Origin of the sequence: Flavobacterium qiangtangense (genome assembly GCF_042658345.1) — a bacterium.
GTDB classification, from domain to species: Bacteria; Bacteroidota; Bacteroidia; order Flavobacteriales; family Flavobacteriaceae; genus Flavobacterium; species Flavobacterium qiangtangense.
In genome coordinates this window covers 328,137-349,899 of record NZ_JBHSQB010000005.1, presented here as the reverse complement: position 1 = coordinate 349,899, position 21,763 = coordinate 328,137, and the positions used below count along the sequence as shown (strand labels likewise).

General features: G+C 42.1%; 13 protein-coding genes. 1 reads left to right on the top strand and 12 read right to left on the bottom strand.

Annotated features, from left to right (window positions below; all coding sequences use genetic code 11):
- Positions 1–19 precede the first annotated feature (19 nt).
- The 12 genes from ACFPVY_RS07245 to ACFPVY_RS07190 all read right to left on the bottom strand — a co-directional run bounded on the left by ACFPVY_RS07245 (position 20) and on the right by ACFPVY_RS07190 (position 19,385).
- Positions 20–2,407, bottom strand: coding sequence for a tetratricopeptide repeat protein (locus tag ACFPVY_RS07245; RefSeq protein ID WP_379791305.1), 2,388 nt, complete (start codon positions 2,405–2,407; stop codon positions 20–22).
- Between the two features lie 446 nt (positions 2,408–2,853).
- Complete coding sequence (locus ACFPVY_RS07240; RefSeq protein ID WP_379791304.1) at positions 2,854–3,669, bottom strand: glycoside hydrolase family 5 protein; 816 nt, start codon at positions 3,667–3,669, stop codon at positions 2,854–2,856.
- Positions 3,670–3,678: 9 nt separating this feature from the next.
- On the bottom strand, positions 3,679–3,807 hold the full coding sequence (locus ACFPVY_RS07235) for a hypothetical protein (protein ID WP_379791303.1): 129 nt from the start codon (positions 3,805–3,807) through the stop codon (positions 3,679–3,681).
- Positions 3,808–3,851: 44 nt separating this feature from the next.
- A complete protein-coding gene (locus ACFPVY_RS07230) occupies positions 3,852–4,499 on the bottom strand; it encodes a hypothetical protein (RefSeq protein ID WP_379791302.1) in 648 nt (215 codons plus the stop codon).
- A gap of 516 nt (positions 4,500–5,015) precedes the next feature.
- Positions 5,016–5,456 carry a hypothetical protein gene (locus ACFPVY_RS07225; protein ID WP_379791301.1) on the bottom strand — a complete coding sequence of 147 codons (441 nt, stop codon included), beginning with the start codon at positions 5,454–5,456 and terminating at the stop codon, positions 5,016–5,018.
- An 11-nt stretch (positions 5,457–5,467) separates the two neighbouring features.
- Entirely contained in the window at positions 5,468–9,013 is a 3,546-nt protein-coding gene (locus ACFPVY_RS07220; protein ID WP_379791300.1) for a DUF6443 domain-containing protein, read from the bottom strand.
- Positions 8,988–12,326, bottom strand: a complete 3,339-nt coding sequence (locus ACFPVY_RS07215; RefSeq protein WP_379791299.1) for a hypothetical protein — start codon at positions 12,324–12,326, stop codon at positions 8,988–8,990. Before ACFPVY_RS07215 ends, ACFPVY_RS07220 begins: the two co-directional genes overlap by 26 nt.
- A 3-nt stretch (positions 12,327–12,329) precedes the next feature.
- Positions 12,330–14,000 carry a T9SS type A sorting domain-containing protein gene (locus ACFPVY_RS07210; RefSeq protein WP_379791298.1) on the bottom strand — a complete coding sequence of 557 codons (1,671 nt, stop codon included), beginning with the start codon at positions 13,998–14,000 and terminating at the stop codon, positions 12,330–12,332.
- A 555-nt stretch (positions 14,001–14,555) separates the two neighbouring features.
- The gene (locus tag ACFPVY_RS07205) at positions 14,556–15,077 is read right to left on the bottom strand and encodes a hypothetical protein (protein ID WP_379791297.1); all 522 of its coding nucleotides are present in this window, start codon (positions 15,075–15,077) and stop codon (positions 14,556–14,558) included.
- 64 nt (positions 15,078–15,141) lie between these two features.
- The gene (locus tag ACFPVY_RS07200; protein ID WP_379791296.1) at positions 15,142–17,331 is read right to left on the bottom strand and encodes a peptidase domain-containing ABC transporter; all 2,190 of its coding nucleotides are present in this window, start codon (positions 17,329–17,331) and stop codon (positions 15,142–15,144) included.
- Positions 17,332–17,561: 230 nt separating this feature from the next.
- Complete coding sequence (locus ACFPVY_RS07195; RefSeq protein ID WP_379791295.1) at positions 17,562–17,747, bottom strand: bacteriocin; 186 nt, start codon at positions 17,745–17,747, stop codon at positions 17,562–17,564.
- A 78-nt stretch (positions 17,748–17,825) separates the two neighbouring features.
- On the bottom strand, positions 17,826–19,385 hold the full coding sequence (locus tag ACFPVY_RS07190) for a vitamin K epoxide reductase family protein (RefSeq protein ID WP_379791294.1): 1,560 nt from the start codon (positions 19,383–19,385) through the stop codon (positions 17,826–17,828).
- A gap of 1,534 nt (positions 19,386–20,919) precedes the next feature.
- Here ACFPVY_RS07190 and ACFPVY_RS07185 point away from each other — a divergent pair.
- Positions 20,920–21,447 carry a hypothetical protein gene (locus ACFPVY_RS07185; protein WP_379791293.1) on the top strand — a complete coding sequence of 176 codons (528 nt, stop codon included), beginning with the start codon at positions 20,920–20,922 and terminating at the stop codon, positions 21,445–21,447.
- The last annotated feature ends 316 nt before the right edge of the window (positions 21,448–21,763 follow it).

Below are 21,763 nucleotides of genomic sequence, written 5' to 3'. Positions count from 1 at the left end.
TTTAGTTGCGGGTTTAAAATTATTGCGAGGCTTTTTGCGCAAGCGCATACTGCCGGTTGCCATTGGCAAGCTGATGGCTGGAATCAAGTTCCAAGGCTTTGTCGCAGGCCTTAATTGCCTTATCATATTGCCTCAACTGATTATAGGCGCTACAAATGTTATTATAGGCATTTGCAGAAGGCAGAATCGAATTTGATTTTTTTGCCGCCTCGATGCACCTTGAATAGTTCCCCTGATTATAGTATTCAAGGCTCTGGTTCAGATAGTCCGCCGCAGTCTTAATGTTACCGCCTGTTGCCGCATGGCCCTGAAGCAGGACAGCCTGTGCCATGTTGTTCTTGGCTAGCTGGAATTCCGGATTTAGGGACAGTGCTTTTTTATAGGCCGCTATCCCCTTATCATAATGTCCAAGGCTGACATTGGAAATCCCGATATTATTGTAGGCTTCGGGAAAATCTTTTTTTAAGGAAAGTGCATTTTCTGCCGCGCTGATGCTTTTTTCATATTGCCCTATCTGAAAATAGCTCAAGCTGATTGTGAGGTATTTTTGTGCTGTCGGGACAGCGATAGCATCCTCTTCCATTGTGGTAATGACGTTCTTTCTGCTGATAGCGATAGCCGCGTATTTCTTAGCCTCCTCATCATCAGGGCTGGTGGCCAATATTTGAGAAGAAAGAAGTTCCAGTGACTTCCAGTCTTGAGCCTTATGGTAAATCGAAAATAGCAGCAGGTAGGCTTCGGCATAAGAAGGAGCTAGCACTTGCGCTTTCTTCAGATGCGTTACCGCTTCTGCTGTCCTACCGTGCTGTTCCAGGAACCGCGCATAAAAATAATGGCTGCTGTGGTTGGCAGTAGAGCAAGCAAGCGCCCTAATGAATTGACTTTCTGCCCCTGAAATATCACCAGTCGCATTCTTGAGCACGCCCAGATTTATGTAGACGCTCGAATAATCCGGATTCAATACTGCCGCCCTGTTGAAATTGGACGCCGCATTTCCATAATCGCCCCTTGCCATCAGCGCCAGTCCATAATTCATCAGTCCCCTTCCGTTATTCGGGCTCTTTTCTGCTACGTCACCCCAGAGCGAAAGGTCATCTTTCCAGACCTTGTTGCGCTCCCGCACTCCGTATGCATTCGCCAGCAAAATAATGAGCGTGATGGTGGCCATGCTATTAACCACATTTGCTCGCTTCAAGGCATTTCCAAAGTAGGATTGGAGCAAGTACCTTACGCCAAAAACTGCCGAAATGGTGAGACCAATGTACGGAATGAAGCACCTATGGTCGTTCAGTACCTCAGAAAAGGGAATTAATGAAGATGTTGGAAGCAGCGATATGAAAAACCAGAGCAGGCCGAAGGAGAAAAGGCGAGTCTGCTTGTTCTTAGATGTTTTCAATGCCAGATAAACCAATGCCATGACTGCAAGGATACCCGCCAGGGCTCTATAGTCAGACAAGGACTCAAAGGGCATCCAGTCTGTATCGGCTGAAAGATCATAGGGCACAAAATAGGTCAGGATGTAATGGCACAGCACTAGTGGCTGCGTTATGAGGTACTTAAACCTGTCATATCCTCCCGATGAAAAGGTTTCGGGGAGCATTTTGGAATAAAAAATAAAAAAAACAACCGTCAAGATAAAAGATGGCAGGATCTTGACAAAACTGCGCCAGCACTTCTTGAATTCTTCGGCCCTATAAAAATGGAGCAGGTCGGCATTTTCTTCCATTAGGAGTACGTAGAGAAACAGAAGCGGCGAAAACACGAAAGCCATCTCCTTGGCAAAGAATCCGATCAGGGGAAAAAGAAGGTACAGATACCTGCTTCGCCATGCGCCTCCCTGCTGAAACGCCACAAAACCGGAAAGTACGTAAAGCCCGGCTACTATTTCAGCACGCTGTATGATGTAATTGACCGTTTCCGCATTGGCGCAAAGAAGACCGAAAAAAGATGCTGCCAGCAGCGCCCAGAACTGGTTGCGCCCAGAATAGCCAATGGCATCAAGCATCTTCTTTACGAACACGCACAGAAGCGCGCAGCAGAGAAGGAAGGTGATAAATATATGTATGTGGAACGCTTTAGTACTTCCACTTGACAGGTGGTAGTCAATTGCATTTTCTGATGTGATGTAGGGCCGGTAGGACTGGTTGCTGGGCATTGAGCTGAAAGTGCTTCCGTCTGCAAAGAACCTACCGATAGTCACCTCCCTTATAGCATAATTGTTCTCTATGGTATGTGCGTCATCGAACTGGAAGCCATTGCTGAAGTGGTTGGAGTACGCCAGGAATATTGCCAGCGCAGACACTCCCGCCAGCAAAAGAAACACAGGGTTTCTGAATGAGTTTTTAGTATCCGTATTGTAGCCCGAAAGCCTGTAGATTGCCGATTCAATTTTTTCTAAAAGACTCATGTTGGGATTTTTAGTCTAGGTCCTCTTTTTTACTAGTTAGCCGCAAATATATCCAAAACGGTCAATATTGCAATTTAAATCTTTGATTTCTGTATTTTTGCAGCCGCCAAAAGTGTAGGCTTCTTCATAGGATGAATTTTCTTTTAAAAAATCTATTCCGTCGCATCTGTCATAATAAATAGATCTTTAAATTCACCCAAATGACCAATATCTTGAAAAGGAATGGACCGGCCATGTCCAAAAAATCGTGGAAGAATAATGCACCAATCGAGGATCAAAAATCCCAGAAGTGTATAAATACAGCTTCGTTAACAACTTGACTTATTCACTCAGAAATGCAGGGTTCGATCTTCACAGGCAGACTTCGCGCTTTCCTCCGACTGCACAAGTGCAAATGCAGCAGCATGAGGGCATAAAGCCCCATTTTATCTTAAAAGAATCACGACCTAAGGCCTATTTAGTTCTCTGAGAAATTCCCGAGTCTTTTTCCCAGACTCCTTTAAGTCTCCCTGTTTCCAATTTCCTTTTGAAGATGCTGCAGGAAGCAAGAACGAACAGGTTTCATCTTTGTCTGCCACAGACCAAACAATCCAGCTTAAATTTTTAGATTCCATCCAATCAATATATTCCCGCCAAGCTATCAAATCAAAAGTTCCATCGCCTGTTGCTTGCGTTCCTGCCGATTCTGAAACAAAAATAGGAAGCCCGTCTGCTATCGCTTTATCTGCTCTGTCACGCAACCATTTTTGGTGTGTGGCAGCATAAAAATGCAAAGTGTACATTAAATTTTGATATCCTTTTATAGGATTTTCTGCCGCCAAATGAACGTCTTGGTCCCAACTTGGAGACCCTACAAGGATGATGTTATCAGCATCATTTTTTCTGATTGTAGCAATTACTTCCTCAGAATATGTTTTTACTTCTTCCCAAGACTGTTTTTCTGGTTCATTGAAAATCTCATAAATTACGTTTGGATATTTACCATATTTCTTTGACATCTCATCAAAAAATTGTTTAGCTTCATCCAGATGAATCGTGTGACTATGCCAGTCAATAATCACGTAAATATCTTCTTTTATCGCTGCCTGAATGACTGCTTCTAACTTTGCCTTTGAATCTTCCGGGCTTTTCAAATAACAATTCTCATCGGCGTCAACGCCCATTGCAGCTCTTAAAACTGTCGCATTCCAATCTTTGTGGAGCCATTTTACAGTCTCTTTGTTATAAAATCTAGGCCACCAATTGTGCCATCCAAAGCTCACTCCTCTTAGCTAAATATTGTCTCCGTTTTTGTCTACCAATTGTGTTCCGTTGACGCTCAATCGTCCGTGATTTTTGACGAATTGTGCCTGCAAACTAATTGCAGCAAGCAATAGCAGTGCCGTAAATTTTAATTTCATCCTCTTTTAATTTAAGTTTGCAAAAAAGGGTTTCCAACCTATGATCATTTTGAAAGTTTCAAGACTATAACGTCATGTGAAGCAATTTCTGATGCAAACGCTCTTTTGGTATTTCCCGCTTCTTTATTGCTCCAAAGGTCTTTCAGCTTGTATATCTGTTTTTCAAAATTGGCTTCCAGGCCGAAGTCAGTGTCGTTTACCAACTGTTTCTTCCAGTCAAAATTTATCTTTTTTGGAGCGTCGCTTACGAAATGGTTGTGATAGCCCTTTCTGTTTGCAAAAGGCTCTGTGGTAAAAAACAGCCTTATTCCGCTTTCATCACCATACTGTTGAATCAGCGTTTCATAAAGCGAGTTCATCAGCCTGAAACAGCTTTTCTTGTTTCGTTCCGCCTTGTATGCAACCGTAAAGAAGTAGCTCCAATCCATTTTCCAAAGCCTTTGCTGAAGGCTTTCCTTATCCATCAGGCAGTCGATAAGCCTCTTCATAGTTTCGTTTTCCTGTTTCAGCACTTGGTTTTCATCGAAAAGCGTTTCGCTGTTGAAGTATTTGATATGTGATTCTGGAAACAGTCTTTTCTTCTTCAGCTGTGTTTCATCCCATAATTGACTGTTTCTTTTATAGAACCGATATATGGTGCTTTTCTTTTTTTTAGTTTTCTTTTCAAACTCATTTATGTCATTGTATTTCATCTTAATCAATTAATATTTTATTATTAGATGCAATGAATCCATACAAGGGGTTCAGTCAAGCATCATACATATAAATACTAACGGATTTTGAAAAGTGTAGCTTTTGTGGGACTTTTTTTGATTTTTCTTTGTTTCAATGGAAAGTGACTGCTGTTTCAAAATGATACAATGCAGGTAACAAAAGTTAAAACATAATCACCGAATATTTTGTCGCCAGTAAGCTTATGACTGGAATACAGAATCACCAGATGCGGAATGCTCCATCTCCTAGCGTTAGGTTTGTGTTCAGTTTTATTGGTGCGGTGTTGCAGATGGTTCTGGCATTGGTGGTTATTGTTTTTCTTGGGATTAGATGGATTTGGAAAAGGTTTTAAATAAAAAAACAACCCGAAGGTTGTTTTAATCTACTGCATATTAATATTAAACCCTAGATGTTACTTTGAAACATAATTAGATGTTTTACATATTAATTATGAAATAATTCACGTCAACACTTCTTACAATTGATTTTATAGTTTATTTCGGAACAGCACCTAATCTTTTTATGAGCACATTAATTTCGTTATAAAGTTGGATATTTGATTTTATTATTTGCAACTGACCATCGAAAAAATTTCGGCTTTCATCCCTTGATTTAATTATATACTCAATTTTCTTAGAATCAGTAAAATACGTAACCATATAGCAGCCGTATTCGTAATTGTAGTTATCCCCTACATACGTTCTTAATGAGGTATCAACCACGTAATTTCTTAATAGTTCAAATGTATTTTTATCCAAAATAAAAACTTTACTACCCTTATTTTCTTTATCATTATTAATTTTAATTGCAATCTTTGGTAGTGGTTTATCCATTTCTCCAATAGGCTCGTATAATAGTTGTTGTGAATTACATGAAGTAACTGCAAGTGCATTAAGTAGGATGAAAGCAATAATCTTATTGTCAAATATTTTCATAATAATTTTATTTAAAATGTACCATCGGAATTTCTTGGGCCAACTAGTGTTTTGTTATAATCATCAATTGCATTTTTTTGAAAAGACGATTCCGATTTACTTACTACGATATCAGAAATTACTGAAGTCCCTCCAATTATGTCAAAACCATAATTTATAGTAATTTGAGGGATGTAACCTTGTCCATTATCGGTAACTAATGTCAACTCTCCTTGCCAGTGTGCGCCTTCAGAAATCGCACTTCGGCGGGGTATGTCTGAAAAATCTAAATCCGCACCGTCGTTCCCTCGCATAGCGGCTATCTCTGTGTCAGTATGAAAAAAGGGTTTATTATCGTCTGGCGGCTGAGGGTCATTATAAGGTGATGTACTTGCGCCAATTGGTCTATTTGTTGTGACTGTTTGCACAAATTGTGCGTTTTGCGTAGTTCCTTCTTGTCCATCACTCCACGACGCCTTAATCTGTAAACCTGCCATGCCTCCTCCATTATAACTATCATAGTTTTGTATTTTTAAGCCTTTATATTCTTCACCCAAATATTTATAAATCGCGGGAGTGTCGCCAGCAGAAGTAACATTAGACCTCCAAGATACCTCGCCCGTAAGTTTATGTTTAATCCAATCATTGGGTCCCATTCCATCAGGGTCAGTAAACCGCATTGGATTATTAAAACAATAATTATAAGGCGACCACCTTCTCATTTTCTCCGCCAACGGGTCAATATTCATCCATCTTCCAATTGCTGGGTCATAATTTCTGGCCCCGTAGTCGTACAGGTTCAGCCCCAGCTCGTCTTGGAACTCCTTCCCGTTGTACTTATACTTATAGGTATTATTCTGCGAGAACTCAAGGGCTACACTCGTATAATAGCCATCAGTTCCCTCCACAGGGACGTGTACCTTCTCCACCGCATTATACGATTGGTGCTTCAGCCCAAATGGGTAATAGTGGCTTTCCTCCATAACAGCGACCGAATTTGACATCGGGTCCAACCCGTACGAAAGCCTTACGTTCCCCAAATGGTCCTTGTACTGGAATACGTAATTGAAAGACGGAAAGGCCTCAAATGAACCTCCACGCGAATTAAGCGCAACGCATTTCACGTATCCCTCTGCTGTTGGAAAAAAATCAAGCTGCCCTCCGACGTACTGAAAGCCATCCATATAGTCCGTAACACTAACCACTGCACCGTCTGTAACTGTCTTTTTTAATTTGGCCCCGTCTGCGCCATAAAGGTATTCAATTTTTTTGGCTTCTGAACCGAATTTTATCTTGACCGGGAGATTCAGGTGGTTGTATTCGATGGCATCTATCCCTTTGTTTCGGTCGAGGTTCAGGTTGCCGAATCCATCGTATTCAAAGTCATCGCCTTGATTGGCGCCATCAGCGAATCCAGCCGGATTGTTGGTCTCGTCGCCCACCGAAAGAAGCCGGTTTTTATATTGGGCATGGTAGGCATAGTCGAGCCTGTCAATCTCGATCACGTCCACCCCGCTGTCCAGGTTTCCGTTGCGGCTCATCGACATGATGTTGCCGTTCTTGTCGTAAGAGACTGACTCGTTATAAGAATTGGTAAGCCCTATCGATGGTTTCTGGAAATAGGCGTCGCGCATCCGGTTCAGCGCATCATAACGGTACCCGTACCGGCGCCAGATTCCGTCTGAACTGCTTCTCCATGAAGTTTCGGCTATGTTCCCGTTGTAAAGAGGCTTGACATCGCCCCCAAGGCTTTCTACCACGCTGTTGTAGCTGATCTTGAAGTTAAAGAAGTCAAGCGGCAGTGAAGGCCTGGCCGTTTCAGGGTTTATTTCGGTAAGCCATCCCCTTACATTATACTGGAAGTCTATGTTCTGGAAAGGTGCCCCCAGCGCTCCGCCAGTACTTTTTCGGGTCAGCTGTCCCAGCTCGTTATACGTGTTTGCCGCCATCAGCTGCTCCGCGCCTCCGTTTATCTGGTGCAGATGGGAAACCAGCCTTTCCTGGCTGCTGTATGCAAATTTGTTTTTCACTACAATTTCAGTATCGCCAGCCTTTCTCTTGTGCCTGAGGACTGTATATTCTGGCATGCCCCTGAAATTAAGCTTGTTGTCGGTAACGGTATGGCCTCCCAGGTAATTGGTCTTCCCGTTGCGCACCGGCCGGTTCTTTATGTCATAAAAAATATAGGAAGTTTCTCCGAGGGTCTCCGAAACTATCGTAATCACCCGATTCCAAGAACCCGTCTGCATGCCTTTCGTGTTTTGGGTCACCTGCTGCTGCTCTACCGTAGAAGGCAGCGCCGGCACATCTGGAAACAAATAATCGTCGTAATAGCTGACAATCATCGTATAAATTCCAGTTGCTGGAAATGCTGTGTTCGTATAAGCCAGTGGAACCCCGCCTGCAAGGCCGGCTCCTGAAGTCCTTGACTCCGAAATATTGGCCTCCCCGTCAAGCTGCCCCTGTATCGAACTGCGTTCTGGTGCCCCGGCGGGCGCGCCCGAGTAATATCCGGTGTACGCCACCCTGCTCTGCCCGTCGTATTTGGTAAAGAGCCATCCTTTCTGCGTCGGTGCGAATGGACTGGTCACGGGACCTGTAAGTACCGTCCGACCGATCTGGTCGTACACGATGAACTCCCAGCTTTTCCCCGGGAGCTTTTTCTCTGCCAGGCGGTTCCTCGCATCGTATTTGTACTGGTAGCATAAGCCGTCCAGCTGTGAGGCCGGGCTGTCTGCTAACGGGGGAATCACATAGGTAAGGTTACCGTACACGTCGTAGACGTAATAGGTATCGTGCCAGGCCTGGCTCTCCGAACCACTGACAATAGAAGCCCCGTAGACCCTCTTGAGCACCACGCGCCCTTCCTTATCCTTGAACTCCTGTGCTGTGCTTGCAAGACCTGAGGAAGGCGTCCAGTTTTCATCCCTGGTGATGGTCTTGTAGAGCTGGCCCGGCCCATAATAGCCGTTATCCTGCAGGAAGGGCTGATAGAGTTTCTCGGAATCATCCCAAGATGTGCCCGCGAAATAATGCCTGACCTCGTCAGAAACATTGGTTCCATAGTCCATTTTTATCGTATGACCCAGATCGCTTCCCGGAACGATGCCCCAGTCGGCGCCAGGCGCTGCCTGCTCCAGTACGCGTCCCGCAACGGAAGGTTCCAATACCGATTCGCTGTAGGGATTGGGCGTATTGCCGTAGGCGGGCGTGCTGTAATAGCCTAGCACGCTGGCCTGCGCTGCTGCGTCGAAGTCGCCTGCAAAGGAATACGGTAGATAGTCTCTTGTCTTTCTGCCGTAGCTGTCGTACTCTGTGTGGACCACGATGCTCTTCCCTGTAGCCGATCGGTTTTTCTGTACCTGCTGTATCGGCCGGCCAAGGCCGTCCGCATAAACCACGTCGACCAGCGACAGGCTTTCGTCCACCCCTTGAGGGCTGGACGCGGTTATCGGCTGCTTTGGGATCGAAACCTTCATGAAGTTTTCCTCCTGTGCCTGAAGCATGAATGGCAGCAGCAGTGCGTAAAATATATTTTTTGTCATGGCTCGATTATTGGTTTTTATAGCTATAGTCAAACTCTTTCAGAATTTCCTGCTGTTCGTTTCGTATGCGCTTCAGTCTGTCCATCCCGTCGTATTCGAAAAAGGTGCTGGTACAGTTCGTGTCTGTCGATTTTACCATCAGGTACCTGCTGTTGTAATAGAAACGTGTGACGCTCGATTTTGGATACAGCTGGGAAAGTGCGCAAGGCGACGCTGTATCCGGAATTGCATCCAGGGCTGGAAGCTGGTCGAAAGGACCGTTGCCGGCCGAGGGCGGCACGATATAGTTCTCTATTTTTAGAGTCAGCTTTCCAAGATTGTTATAAGCATATCGGGTTCTCGGTCCATCTTTTAGCGAAACCAGCACCGCATTCGCGCGGCTGTCATAGCCCTCAAAAGCAATGCGGTCTTCAAGGGCGCCATCCCCTTTCGAATATTGGGCGATGTGCGGCAGTATCAGATTTGGGCTGCCACTCCATTCCCTAAAGAGCATCCTCTGCGTAGAAACCAGAGCCAGCGAAGACGGATCAGAGCGGTAGACTCTTGTCTCTGCCGGCGCCGAAACCTGATTTCTTCCTGCCAGCTTCTGGTAGGCTTCTGCCTGCTGGCTGGTCAGGCCCGCCAGCTGCGATGCCTCGTGCACGTATGTATTTCTTGTTTCGGTAATGCGCCCTTCTCCGCTGATGGAAGAAGTCACTTTCACAGGCAGCCCGATCAGCTCGCCGTATTCCATGCTTCTTACTGTCCTGATCGGATTGTATGATGTCTCCCCGGTTGCGCCGAGCGGCATCGGGATCGTAAATTCCACAGCCGTGCTGGAAAGTAACTCTGCCCGCTTGGACAGGAAGCTGTACATGCCTACATTCACATTGGATGACGAAATCAATTGCCTCGCACAAGCCTGCCCCTGTATATGCCCTGTCACCCCGTCCATGTATCCGGTCGGCAGATAACGGTAGGTAAAGGCTTCCTCTCTGGTCTTGCAGAGCAACCCGTTTCTTTTTGCCAGCTGGGTTTCCTTCAGCAATGTGCCGTGGTAGATTCCTTCCAGGTTTCCTTTCGAATAGCCTTCTGATCCCTGCGATCCCGACGGAAAAATTCCAATGCTGGTGGCCAAGCCTCGGTTGTCGAACCTTTTTTCCGTGCCGCCAGCTTCAAAATCATCACCGCCGTAGCTTACCGTAACGTATTCGTATTTTCTGTCGAAGAGCTCGGGAAAGGGATATGCAGAGGACAAGGTTCTGTAAAAGTATTCTTTGGCTTCAAAAAAAGCCAGATCCGCATATACTGAACAGCACTGGTTCATGTAACCATTTTCAACGAAGTTGTAATCGCTTTTCAGTTCCAAGATATCGAGAATGTTTTTGGATAAATCAGTAGCCTCATGGTAATAATAGCGCTTGGTGCCGGCTTTGTGTCCTTCGTTTGTAAAATCAGTAATCCTTTTGATGCGTATTCCGCCATTTTCAGCGATCTTGTAGCCCTTTATATGGCTGAAGCTCACCGTAGCTGTAAACGGTACGGTGGAGAATGCATAGCTGCTGGAAACTTCCAGGGTATAGACGTGGTCTTTCAGGAAATTGAATGTATACTCCCTGTCTGCCGTGTAGTCGACCGGAAGTCCCTCGGAAGGTGCCGCCAGAGGCATGGCTAATTGCACCACTACCTCGGTATTGTTCGTATTATCTATCATCTTCAGCTTTATGGTATCGGTATGCCCCATTTGGCCTGCCGCAACGACGTTTACGTATACCTTCACCTGCTGGTCCATCAAGGATCCTACCGACTCTATCATTTCGCCGTTGTTTACAAATGTGACGAATCCATAGCTGGCCGTCTTTTTCGATGCCGGAATTCGCGTGCTCTCGTTTCTCCAGATCGTCAGGTAATTGCCCGCCCTGTCATATTCTTTCGACTGTATCGGCTCATACTCGAATGCTGTGTGTCCCTTTGTCGGATAATATATTTTCGACAGTGAGCCTTTTGCCGCAAAAGAAAAATCTCCCCTGCGGTCGGCAAGATTTGGAATGGAGGCATCAAAAAGAGGATCAACATATTTTGGCAATAGTGTGGTGTTGCCAATCTTTCCATTATAGTAACCCGCTAGATCGACAGCATAGCTCAATCGGTCCGGCAGCCCCATCGGATCATTATATTCCATTACATACTGTTCATTTTTTTTCCCTGGCGCCGCGTCGGAATGGTCCCTGTTAAATTCCAGCTTCGTTAGGAAAAACCGTTGGGAATTGCCAGCCAGGTTCGGAAACAGATAGGAAAAGTCTATTTTTGACAGCTCATTGCTCCCGTCCTTGACGGCAATGCCGTTCAATATCCTTCTGTAATTTGAGGCCGACCCGAAACTTGAAGAGAAACTAACTTCCACAGTGTTATTGTCGCTTCTTATTTTTGACAAGAACAGGCCATTTTCGAAACGGCTGAACGTTGCGGATGTCTGACGAACCGTACTGGGTGTTGCTCCTGAGCAGTAGGGGGCGTTAGGAATGACTATGCTGGTAATAATATTAATGCTTTGGGTTCTGCCCAAACTGAGGTTTGCCCCTCCTGCCTCTAAATAATCAAAATATATGGTCCCGTGGTCTGGATGCTGTATCGAGGAAAGGTAGAAAGAAGTAGGATAGAAAAGATGCGCCGCATGCGGATCACTGGTGGTATAGGAAAACTCCGTCGCTCCGGTGCCTCCAAAAAAATATTTTATGCCTTCCGGGGTCGTGATGCAGAATCTTTTCTCGTTGCGCAGCCTGGCCCGCAGGTCTGCCTCGCTCCCCAAGATTTCGATCTTCAGGTTGCTTTCTGCTTTGGACAGCCTCGGTATATAATCCTTGTCCAGAAAGAAGCTTCCCGAATAGCCCGGAAAAGAGAAGCTGAACAGGTCAGGATTGAAATCCCACAGCGGTCTTGTATTAGTGAGCAGAGAATGAAGATTAGCTGTATCATCAGTGCCATCTCGCAAATCCATCGCAAATATTGTTTCCACTTCGAGCCTGCTTATCTCAGATCCTTCGTCCGCAGCTCCGTTGATCGTCCTGGTTATCGCGCCGCCTGCGGCAAGCGTCCAGTTGATGCCGGTCCAGGTTGCCAGCTGGTCGACTTTTACGCCTGCCCCCGCATAGTTCAGGGAGATCGGCACTTCCAGCTTTCCTGCCCTGTAGGTATATATCGGTATTGACGTATTCACCATGCCCGTACGCTCGTCTGCCGGGATGTCCCCGTATTTGGTTATCTCGTAGGCCTCCGGGGAAGGAAGTACCACTTTTGGGAGTTCTACCTCTTGGCCAAAAGCCATCGCGCTTGCCAGAAGCATTCCTATAGTTACTTTGTTTTTCATGATCTACTCTTTGTTAAGTGCTTTTACTACCTTGATGCCGTCGCTCTGGATTTCTGTCCTGATCTGGATGACGTAGATACCTTCCGGATAGCTGCCCAGGTCCACCGGCACCGTCCTGTCTGTGATCTCAAACTCCTGGAGCTGGCGTCCGGCGAGGTCAAATATGGTGCAGGTGCCTGACTTGAATTCATAGCCGACCACGACATTCGTGTACTGCACCGCCGGGTTGGGAAACGCTTCGATAGCCCTCTTTTTCTCTTCTTTCTTATCCTTGTCGCGGAGCTTCACTACCCAGAAGTCGCTCCTGCCGATCGCGGAATTTCGGTCCCTCGACGCTGTCTTCACCGCCATTCCCTTTGGGACTGCAGGCGTGGAAGTTCCCGCAAGCAGGTAGCCTCCGTCCCGCGTCTTCACCAGCTTTTTCAGGATGTCCTCTCCGTTGCTTCCCACGGTGGCGTCCCAAAGGACTTCGCCTTCCGATGAGACTTTCAGGGCTATGTAGTCATTTATTCCTTCCTTTTCTTTTTTCTTCTGCAGGGCGGTGTGCGTCATCGGGCTTTTTGAATACCCTCCCAGCAGCATCGTCTGGTCTGTATTTTCCGTTACCGAAATAAGGATATCCTGCTTCCCGTAGTCGTAGGTCCTGCTCCAGATTACTTCTCCTGTCTCGTTTATCTTTATAAGCAAAAAATCCATATCGCGCGCGCCCGCGCCTCCAGATATAGAGGCGCTGTTTGAGCTGCCGCCTGCAATGTAGTTTCCATCCAGGGCTTGGTGGATCGAATACAGGTGGTCTTCGCCTTCGCCTCCCAGTGTCTGCTGCCACTCCAGCTGCCCTTTTGCGTCCAGCTTTACAATCCAGAAATCTCCGTTGCCGATCGGGTCTTTCTCCTTGTCGCCTGCACGCCCGCTGTCGAGCGTTGCCGGGCTGTTCGAGTAGCCTCCCAGTATGAAGCCGCCGTCCCTGGTCTGCTCGAAGCCTTCCAATACGTCGGCATGCTGCCCGCCTAGCGTTCGCTGCCATTCCAGATTGCCTTTCGGGTCCAGCTTCAGTACCCAGTAATCCAGATTCCCTCTCCCCGCCTCGTTTTTCAGTATCGGCGCTCCTCCAGGCTCGGGGATGCCTTTCTTGGGCCTTCCGATCGGGCTGCTCGAGGAGCCTCCGATAAAGTAGCCCCCGTCCTTGGTCTGGATCACACCGGTAACCCGGTCCTCACCGATCCCGCCGATCGTGCGCTCCCACTGGACATTTCCCATCGCATTCAGCTTTATGATCCAGTAGTCCTGCTGTCCGTAGCGATCTTCTTTCTTCTGGGCGCCCCCGCCGGAGTCTGAAGTTCCAGCAAGGATGTAGCCGCCGTCGCTGGTCAGCCTCACGCTCTGGAGCAGGTCGGCGCCTGTGCCGCCAAAGCTCTTCTGCCAGTCCAGGTCACCCTTTTCATCCATTTTCCATATCCAGTAGTCCAGATTGCCGTTCCCCTCCTCGGTCTTGTTTCCGGTCTTGTTGGAAAGCGAACTGCCTGCGAGTATAAATCCGTAGTCAGGCGTAGGAACGGCATCAAAAAGATATTCCGAATGCTTTCCCCCATATGACTTTTCCCATTGTATGTCTTGGGAATATCCGAAATGGGACAGGAAGGCGGCTATCGTGAGATAGGTAAGTTTGTTTTTCATAGTAACTGTATTAAGCTAGGCAGGGTCAGCTGACACTATTAACAAATTTTAAAAAGTATTTGGCTGCAAATATAGTGATGTAATTTGTTCTACGCCCTCACCAAATTATGGTATATTTTAAGAACTGAAATTATATTCATTCCAATTTTATACTGACTGAGGAGCGCCCGAAAAGGACGTAACATAGAAGCTGCAGGCGTAAGGTACCGAACACTTCTGAAGATTGCGTTTATCGAAGAAAGCGGGGGTATTTGAAGGTTGCCTTTTTAAGGGAAATTTGCCTTTCTGGCCGCAGTTCCCATTAGGCATCGCACCATATTCGAGTGGAATATTATTGCCAGTTTCACTCTTGCTATTTTATCTCGGCAAGAAATAAGGGAGTAGATTCCGGAAACACTCAACCGTAAATGCGATTCATATGTTTCCGTCAGACGCCAGGCTATTTTAATAATTGGACTAAATTAAAGCGATATATACCCAACGTGTAATAGTATTTTCTAATGCCTCAAAAGACAGTTTTCTGACAATAGCCTTTAAGAAAACCAATTTCTTGACCTATTCGTAAACACCTCTAAATTGATAAAACAAACTCTCTATAAGTCTTGACTCATGTGTAGTTATAACTGCGGTGCCCGTGGCTTTTTGACCGACAACAATTTGTCTGCCGTATGAAGTTTTAAGCCCGCTTTTCAATGATACTTCAAGTTTTAATTCATCTGATTTATTTGGTAATGATGTGATATGACTAATTGTTCCGTATAAAATACCAAACTCTGATTCTGGATAGTTATCTAACGTCATATTGACGTCCTGGCCGATTTTTATTTTATCAGAATTGACGGCATCTAACGTAATTACCCCTACATACTCGTTAGGTATTTGCGTTGAAGAATTGGAGGTAATGACTATTTGTTCTTTAACAACATTTGGATACTTCACAGACCACGAGATTGAGACAAAGATCATGATCACCAAAAGAACTACGACGGTGCCCAAACGAATTGTCCAAATAGGCGTTTGGGATAGCATTTGCTGCATCTCCCTGCTTCTCAAATGATTTTTTTTATCAATTAACATTTCTATTTATTTTGTTATCACTTAGTATTCCCACCAGTAATTTAATCATCTATTGGCTGTACTGCTAACTCCCTAATTGCAATTGATTTTTTATTAATTTAAAATAGTAACCTTTTAGGCTAACCAATTCTTCGTGGGTTCCGATTTCCACAATCTCACCTTTCTCTAATACTACAATTTGATCTGCATTCATGACCGTACTCAACCGATGCGCAATTACTACCACTGTCCTGTTTTCGAAAAAAACACCTAGCTTTTCCATAATTTCTTTTTCATTGTTGGCATCAAGGGAACTCGTTGCCTCATCGAACAGCAGCATTTCAGGATTCTTATAAACGGCTCTCGCAATCAGCATCCTTTGCTTTTGGCCTGTACTCATGCCTATCCCCTCCATTCCTATTTTGGTATCAAACCCGAAAGGATAATTTTCGACAAACTCTCCAATATTTGCAACATCTGAGGCGTAAATCAGCCTGTTTTTGTCAACAGCTTCATCCCCTATAGCGATATTATTTGCAATCGTGTCATTAAAAATATAACCTTCCTGCATTACGCATCCTAAATGGTTTCTCCATGCGGTCTGAGCAATCGCCTTGAGCGGCATGTCATTTACATCAATATGCCCTTTCGAAGGTTCATAAAACTTCAGTAGCAATTTCATCAATGTTGTTTTTCCGCTGCCGCTAGAACCTACAATTGCAGTAATCTTATTGGCTTTTATAATAAGATTCAAATCTTTTAAAACAAGCGAATCAGTTCCCCTGTAGCGAAAAGATAAATCTTTAATTATAATATCTGCGTTTTCCGGAATTTTAGAGGTTTGGCTGCGCTCTTCCTGGATTTCGTCTTCTTTGTTGTGGATTTCTGATAACCGGGCTAGTGAAATCTTAGCATCTTGCGCTTCCCTGACAAACTCTATCAACTGCAGTATAGGGGCATTTAGATTTCCGACTATGCTTGAAATCGCAATCATCATACCAAGTGTAATCTGTCCGTCAATCACTAATTTTGCTGACAGAAAAATGATTAAAATATTCTTGAACTCATTAATTGAGTTAGAGCCAACACTTTGTATCTGTTCTAATAATAAGCTTTTTATAGACACTTTAAAAAGCCTCACCTGAACATCTTCCCACATCCACCGTTTCTTTTTCTCGGCATTGTGCAGTTTGATTTCTTGCATTCCATTTATGAGCTCGATAACTTTACTTTGTTCATGAGAAACCTCAGAAAATTTTTTGTAATCGAGGTCAGCCCGCTTTTTCAAAAACACGATTATCCATAAAAAATAAAAAGCGCTCCCAATAAAAAAAACAAGAAAAATTTTAAAGTTGTAATATGCCAAGACACCTCCCATTACAAACATGTTAAAAACAGAGAATAAGACACTTAACGATGATGTCGTTAAAATTTTTTCAATACGCTGGTGGTCATTTATTCGTTGCATTATATCACCAGTCATCCGAACATCGAAAAACGAAATCGGCAGACTCATCAACTTTATAAAAAAGTCCGAAACCAGCGTGATATTGATCCTCACAGAGATATGTAACAATATCCAACCTCTAATTACTTCTAAGGCAGTCCTTCCGAGAAACAGAAACAGCTGCGCAAATAAGACTAAATAGATAAATTTGATATTTCTATTTCGAATGCCCACGTCGACTATGCTTTGAGTCAAAAACGGAACAAGTAACTGAAGGACACTGCCAACAAACAAACCTAGAAAAAGCTGAAACATGAACGATCTGTAAGGGATAAGATATCTGAAAATTAATTTGAATCCATAAGTCCCACTATCATCGCCATTTAGCTCAAGCCGATTAAATTCTGGAGATTTCTCTAAAAGAAGCGCGACGCCGTTAAGACTTTCATTCGGTTCTTTTCCAGTCCAAAACTTTACGAATTCATTCTTGGAATATCTCATCAATCCGTGTGCAGGATCCGCTATATGGTACAAGCCCCTGCTAATTTTATACAGTACCACATAATGGTTATCATTCCAGTGCAAAATACACGGGAGCTGCGCTTCTTCTAACTTGTCCAAGCCGAGCTTAACGCCAGCCGCACTAAAACCAATTTTTTCCGCCGCAGCAGATAAAGTCAACAGGTTGCTGCCCTCACGCGTTGTCTCACTGAGGTCTCTTAATTTTTGTATGTCCACTAATTTGCCATAATGGTTGGCAATCATTTTCAAACAGGTTGGTCCGCAATCTTTTGAATCTGCTTGTAAAAAAATCTTAAATTTACTCAATATTAATTTTTATCAAAATATTAGTGGATATTCCCCCTTTTCATCAAATTGATCGCAAATTTTAACGTCATCACCTCTTCACATATATTATTATATATTATTAAAAACTTGAACTCACTGCTTCATAAAATTAAAAAACAAACTTGAGAGAAGAAATTAATCCCACTCTCAAGTTTTAGCATTTAAAAAAAAAAAATGTTGTCTTTGTTTTAGACAAATCAAACAAATTTTTAACAAATGCAATAGGCAACGCCTTCCAGCGTCATTTCGCATTTGCCGCTTGCACAACCCCTGTTTCCAACGTTTGTACAAACTGCTCCACATGGAAGATTTGGAGGAGCACCTCCACTAATACTTTTTAATTCAGTAGTAGACAATTGTTCAACACCCTCTAAACTTAAAATTGATTTTTTCATAATTATAATAGTAAATTTTGATTGAACTCAATCCTTTTAAGTCAGTTGAGTCTTCTGACTATCGTTGCAACAATATTTTTAAGACGAAACCGCCATACTATCTAATTCTTTTTCAATATCGCCAAACTCGTTAACAAAATAGCTAAGCTCGTTTATTTCATACTGTTTTGGAAGGATAAAGGTGTTGACCAATTTTACAGGAGTATAATTAAAACCATTTTTAAAACACCAGTCATATTGTTTTTGGATTTCATCATTAACGTTTTCACTAATCTCATTCCTGTTCCATTTCTTTAACCAATCGTCTAACTGCATTTTTTCAATGTGCCAATCGTTTATGGCTTCGAAAGCTTTACTTCCGCTTTCAGATTGAATTGCAACTAAACTTTGAACGACCTTGAGATAGGGATTCGATAAGTTTTCAGGATTAATGTTAAAAAAAACAGAGAGATTCACTTTATCTGGATATTTCTTTACAAGGCTGCAGGCATCCGAATAAGATGAGTGGCAATAACCGCAACTCGGACTTAAGAACAGCTTAACATTCAAATTGCAGTCATTGCTACCGATATTTATGCCTGTTAAGTACTCGATTCCTTCCAGAGAAGAAACCTCCCTGGCTAAAAATTTAAATATGTTAATATCCCTCTTGAATCGTAAAAGCTCATTTACCTTTTCAAAAGACTTAGTCTTGCCCTCTATCAAAGGATTGATAAAAACCCACAAGATAAAAACGGCCCCAAAAGATAGGTAGGAATAATAGCCATTACCCAGAATTTCCGGCATCGATATGCTTTGAAAATAAAATAGTGGCAAACTTTGAATTATTACCAACAACGATACGATCAGACAAAGCGGACACCACTTTTTCAAAACTGCTTTCTGCAACCAAATAGAATATAATATAATAGGAATTGAAAAAAAGCTCAAAAGTGCAATTATCGCAACAGCGTTTGCCGGATCTAAAAGTAGAGAGAAAAGGCTTGAACCGAAAAAGATGATTGGGATATCTGAAAAAGTCACGTTTTTGATGATTTTTCTATTTCCAGATTTTATGACTGAATTACAGGAAGTTTCCTGCCCAGTACATATTTTTGAAACAATATCACTTGAAATCCCAAATTTCTCTTTTAAGATTAATATACTTATTAACACGCCAGCCAATGAAATTAAGACACAAAAAATTTGAACGGATGAAACGCCGAAATATAGAAACGAAGCGGCAACAAAAAAAAATAATACCAAAAATGAGCTAAAATTGCTTTTCGACTTTCTGACATCGTTACCAATAAAAATTTTAGGCTCTATGATTAGTATGATACCGTTCCATCCATCAACAAAGCTAGAAATACTTAATTTGCTGTTTTCCCCATTTTCGTTTTCAATCCTTACCTCCGTATTATTTTTATGAACCAGGACAAAATGCCCATCAAAATTCGCTAAAAAAATATCAGGCAGTTCCGATATTTTTTCTTTTGGAAATTTAATTGCAACATTTTCGATGCCTAAAGCTTCCAGCGAATCTGTTATTGAAAACAAACTTGGATAATTGGGATGTGAAAAGTATAATTCTTCGAAATCAGACTTTAATTGAATGTTGTTGTTTATGGCAAAATATTTTTTTACTAGTTCATTCATAAAAGTCGTGCGGGTTGGTATTCCAAATTATTACTTAACTCAAAGCTAAACGTTTTTTTTTAAATTTTGTAATAATTTAACATTTTTTGTAATACTTATTTGAAGAACGTATCAGCATAACCTTAAAAATGTCAGCAAAGATGCCACACGAACACTGTTCCCCTTCTTGTCCTTCAAATAGCCAAATCTTTGGTTGGTATGCTAAACATCAGCTACGGAAGTTTCTATAATTTTTGCGGAAGTGTAATTCTGTTTTTCTCGCCTTTGTTTTGTCTAATGATCACGATATTTCTTTGTGAATTAATATCATTTGGCTTAAATTTCAATAGCTCGCTTCGTCACAAAGCGCAATTGTATTAAAGAGAAAGCATTACCTTGTGCTTAACATTTGAATGTGCTTCTGATAGCGTCTTTCCCTCTTCCGTGCTTAAATTATTTAGTGATCGTTTTCAGTCTGGGACGATGCATTTTTGCAATCTTCATTTTTGTGTCCAAAACGGTGAAAAAAACTTATTGCATTAACGATTTGGTTTTGGTAAGAGGCAGAAAGTTCCTTTTTTAAAATATATTTATTATTGTATGTCACCATAGGATTATTGGTAATGATGCCACAAACCAGATTTATATTGTTAAGCGAAAAGCAAAATAAAAATGCTTGTAATAAATTTCGAGGATTTTTATTTGAAGTCGTTAACAGATAAAACTTAATGTCTTTTAAATATTATCCTAGTGATTGACAACTCATCACGTACTGAGTCTACCTCTATGATTTGACTTTTGCTGTTTAGTATCAATGTTATCTTAATTTATCCTTTTTTAGTGCGGGCTTTGCAACTTGAATTTCATTTTGCTTAACCGCGATTCGATCTTATTAGATCATTTTCTTGCATTTTTTTTTTAATTTTTTTTTGAATACGAAGCACTCCAATTAATATCTGGCCTTTAGCGGTTTACTGAGATTGTTTTTAAAACTTAATCAGTTTAATGTGTCTAATGGTAATATCAAAAACAATTTCTGAAGGATTCTATATTCTTGATAATAGGTTTCCTTTTGGTAATTTCCAATCTAGCGGATACGCAATTTTTGAGTCTGTTAAATTCTCGCATTCAAATAAATCGTTTACACACTCATCTATTATAAATTTGTTTAATTACACTTAATTAGTTAATAATTAAATATTTATATATGATAAAACACTCAGAAATAATTAGTTCAAAATATTTGAAAAATGGACGAACATATGAAAACTTAAAATAAAATATTCTACATTTGAAATCAGAAAATAATAAAACTATGCGATAAAATAATTTATACATATAATCATTAGCGTAAGCTATTAGTCTATCGACCGAAACCGCCAAAACTTCAAAAAGATACAGATTAATAAGCAGAATCGCTCTCGCTATGGCGTGGGCTTTCTCTTATCTGTATTTTGGGTGCTTGGCGGTACCTTGGTCGATCGATTTGAGTTTGTCCCACGCTTTTGGTTTAAACCATCTAAAGCTTCTTGGGACGGCGGCAAATCAAAACAAAATGAAAACAATCTTAATTACCGGAGTATTCTTAATTACCTCCTGTCTTGCCTTAGGACAGTCAAAAAAGGAAATTGTGCTTGAGATCTCCAACCTACAGAAAAAAGCATTTATCAATGCTTCTTACAATGTACCCAAGCAAAAGATATGGGATGCTGTATACGTAATGATGAAACAGGAATATTCAGACATTCAGATGCAGGATTTTGACAAGGGAATAATAGAGGGATATGCAGAGGCTGAAAATTTTAAGGAAACTCTTATCACTGAGTTAATAGGGACCGAACCCTACAAGGTAACTTTTTCCATGAGGAGACAGATCAGGTATAAGGACAGTAACGGCGCTTATTCCGGTTGGTATGATAAGAACGAAATTCCTGAAGACTATTTATATAAAATTCAAAAGACGATATTTGAGGAATTAAATGGTCCTTTGAACCTTACAGCAGAACTTCAAGAAAAAATAAAAGAATATAATATTAAGCAGAAAAAATATAAAAACAAAATTCTTCTTGGAAGAGATTTCTAGAATATGCAAAATAAAATTCCTACGCATGAGTGGCTTTTTTAATAATTTTATAAATACACAATTATCGAAATTTAATAGAGTTTTATTCGTGTTCACTCGAATTGAATGTATATGAATACGTATTAAGACATGTAAAAGATATTTATTTTCTGATTGGTCTCATCTAATTCTATTTCTATAAAAATATTCTTTAGTTAACTAACATCTTTTAAAAATCAATAGTAAAATTATAGGCATCTAGATAAAACTTTATCTAAAAAAATAATCTATCAAATAAGTAGAAATTAAAATGTTCCAAGATCTATTGCTTTAAATA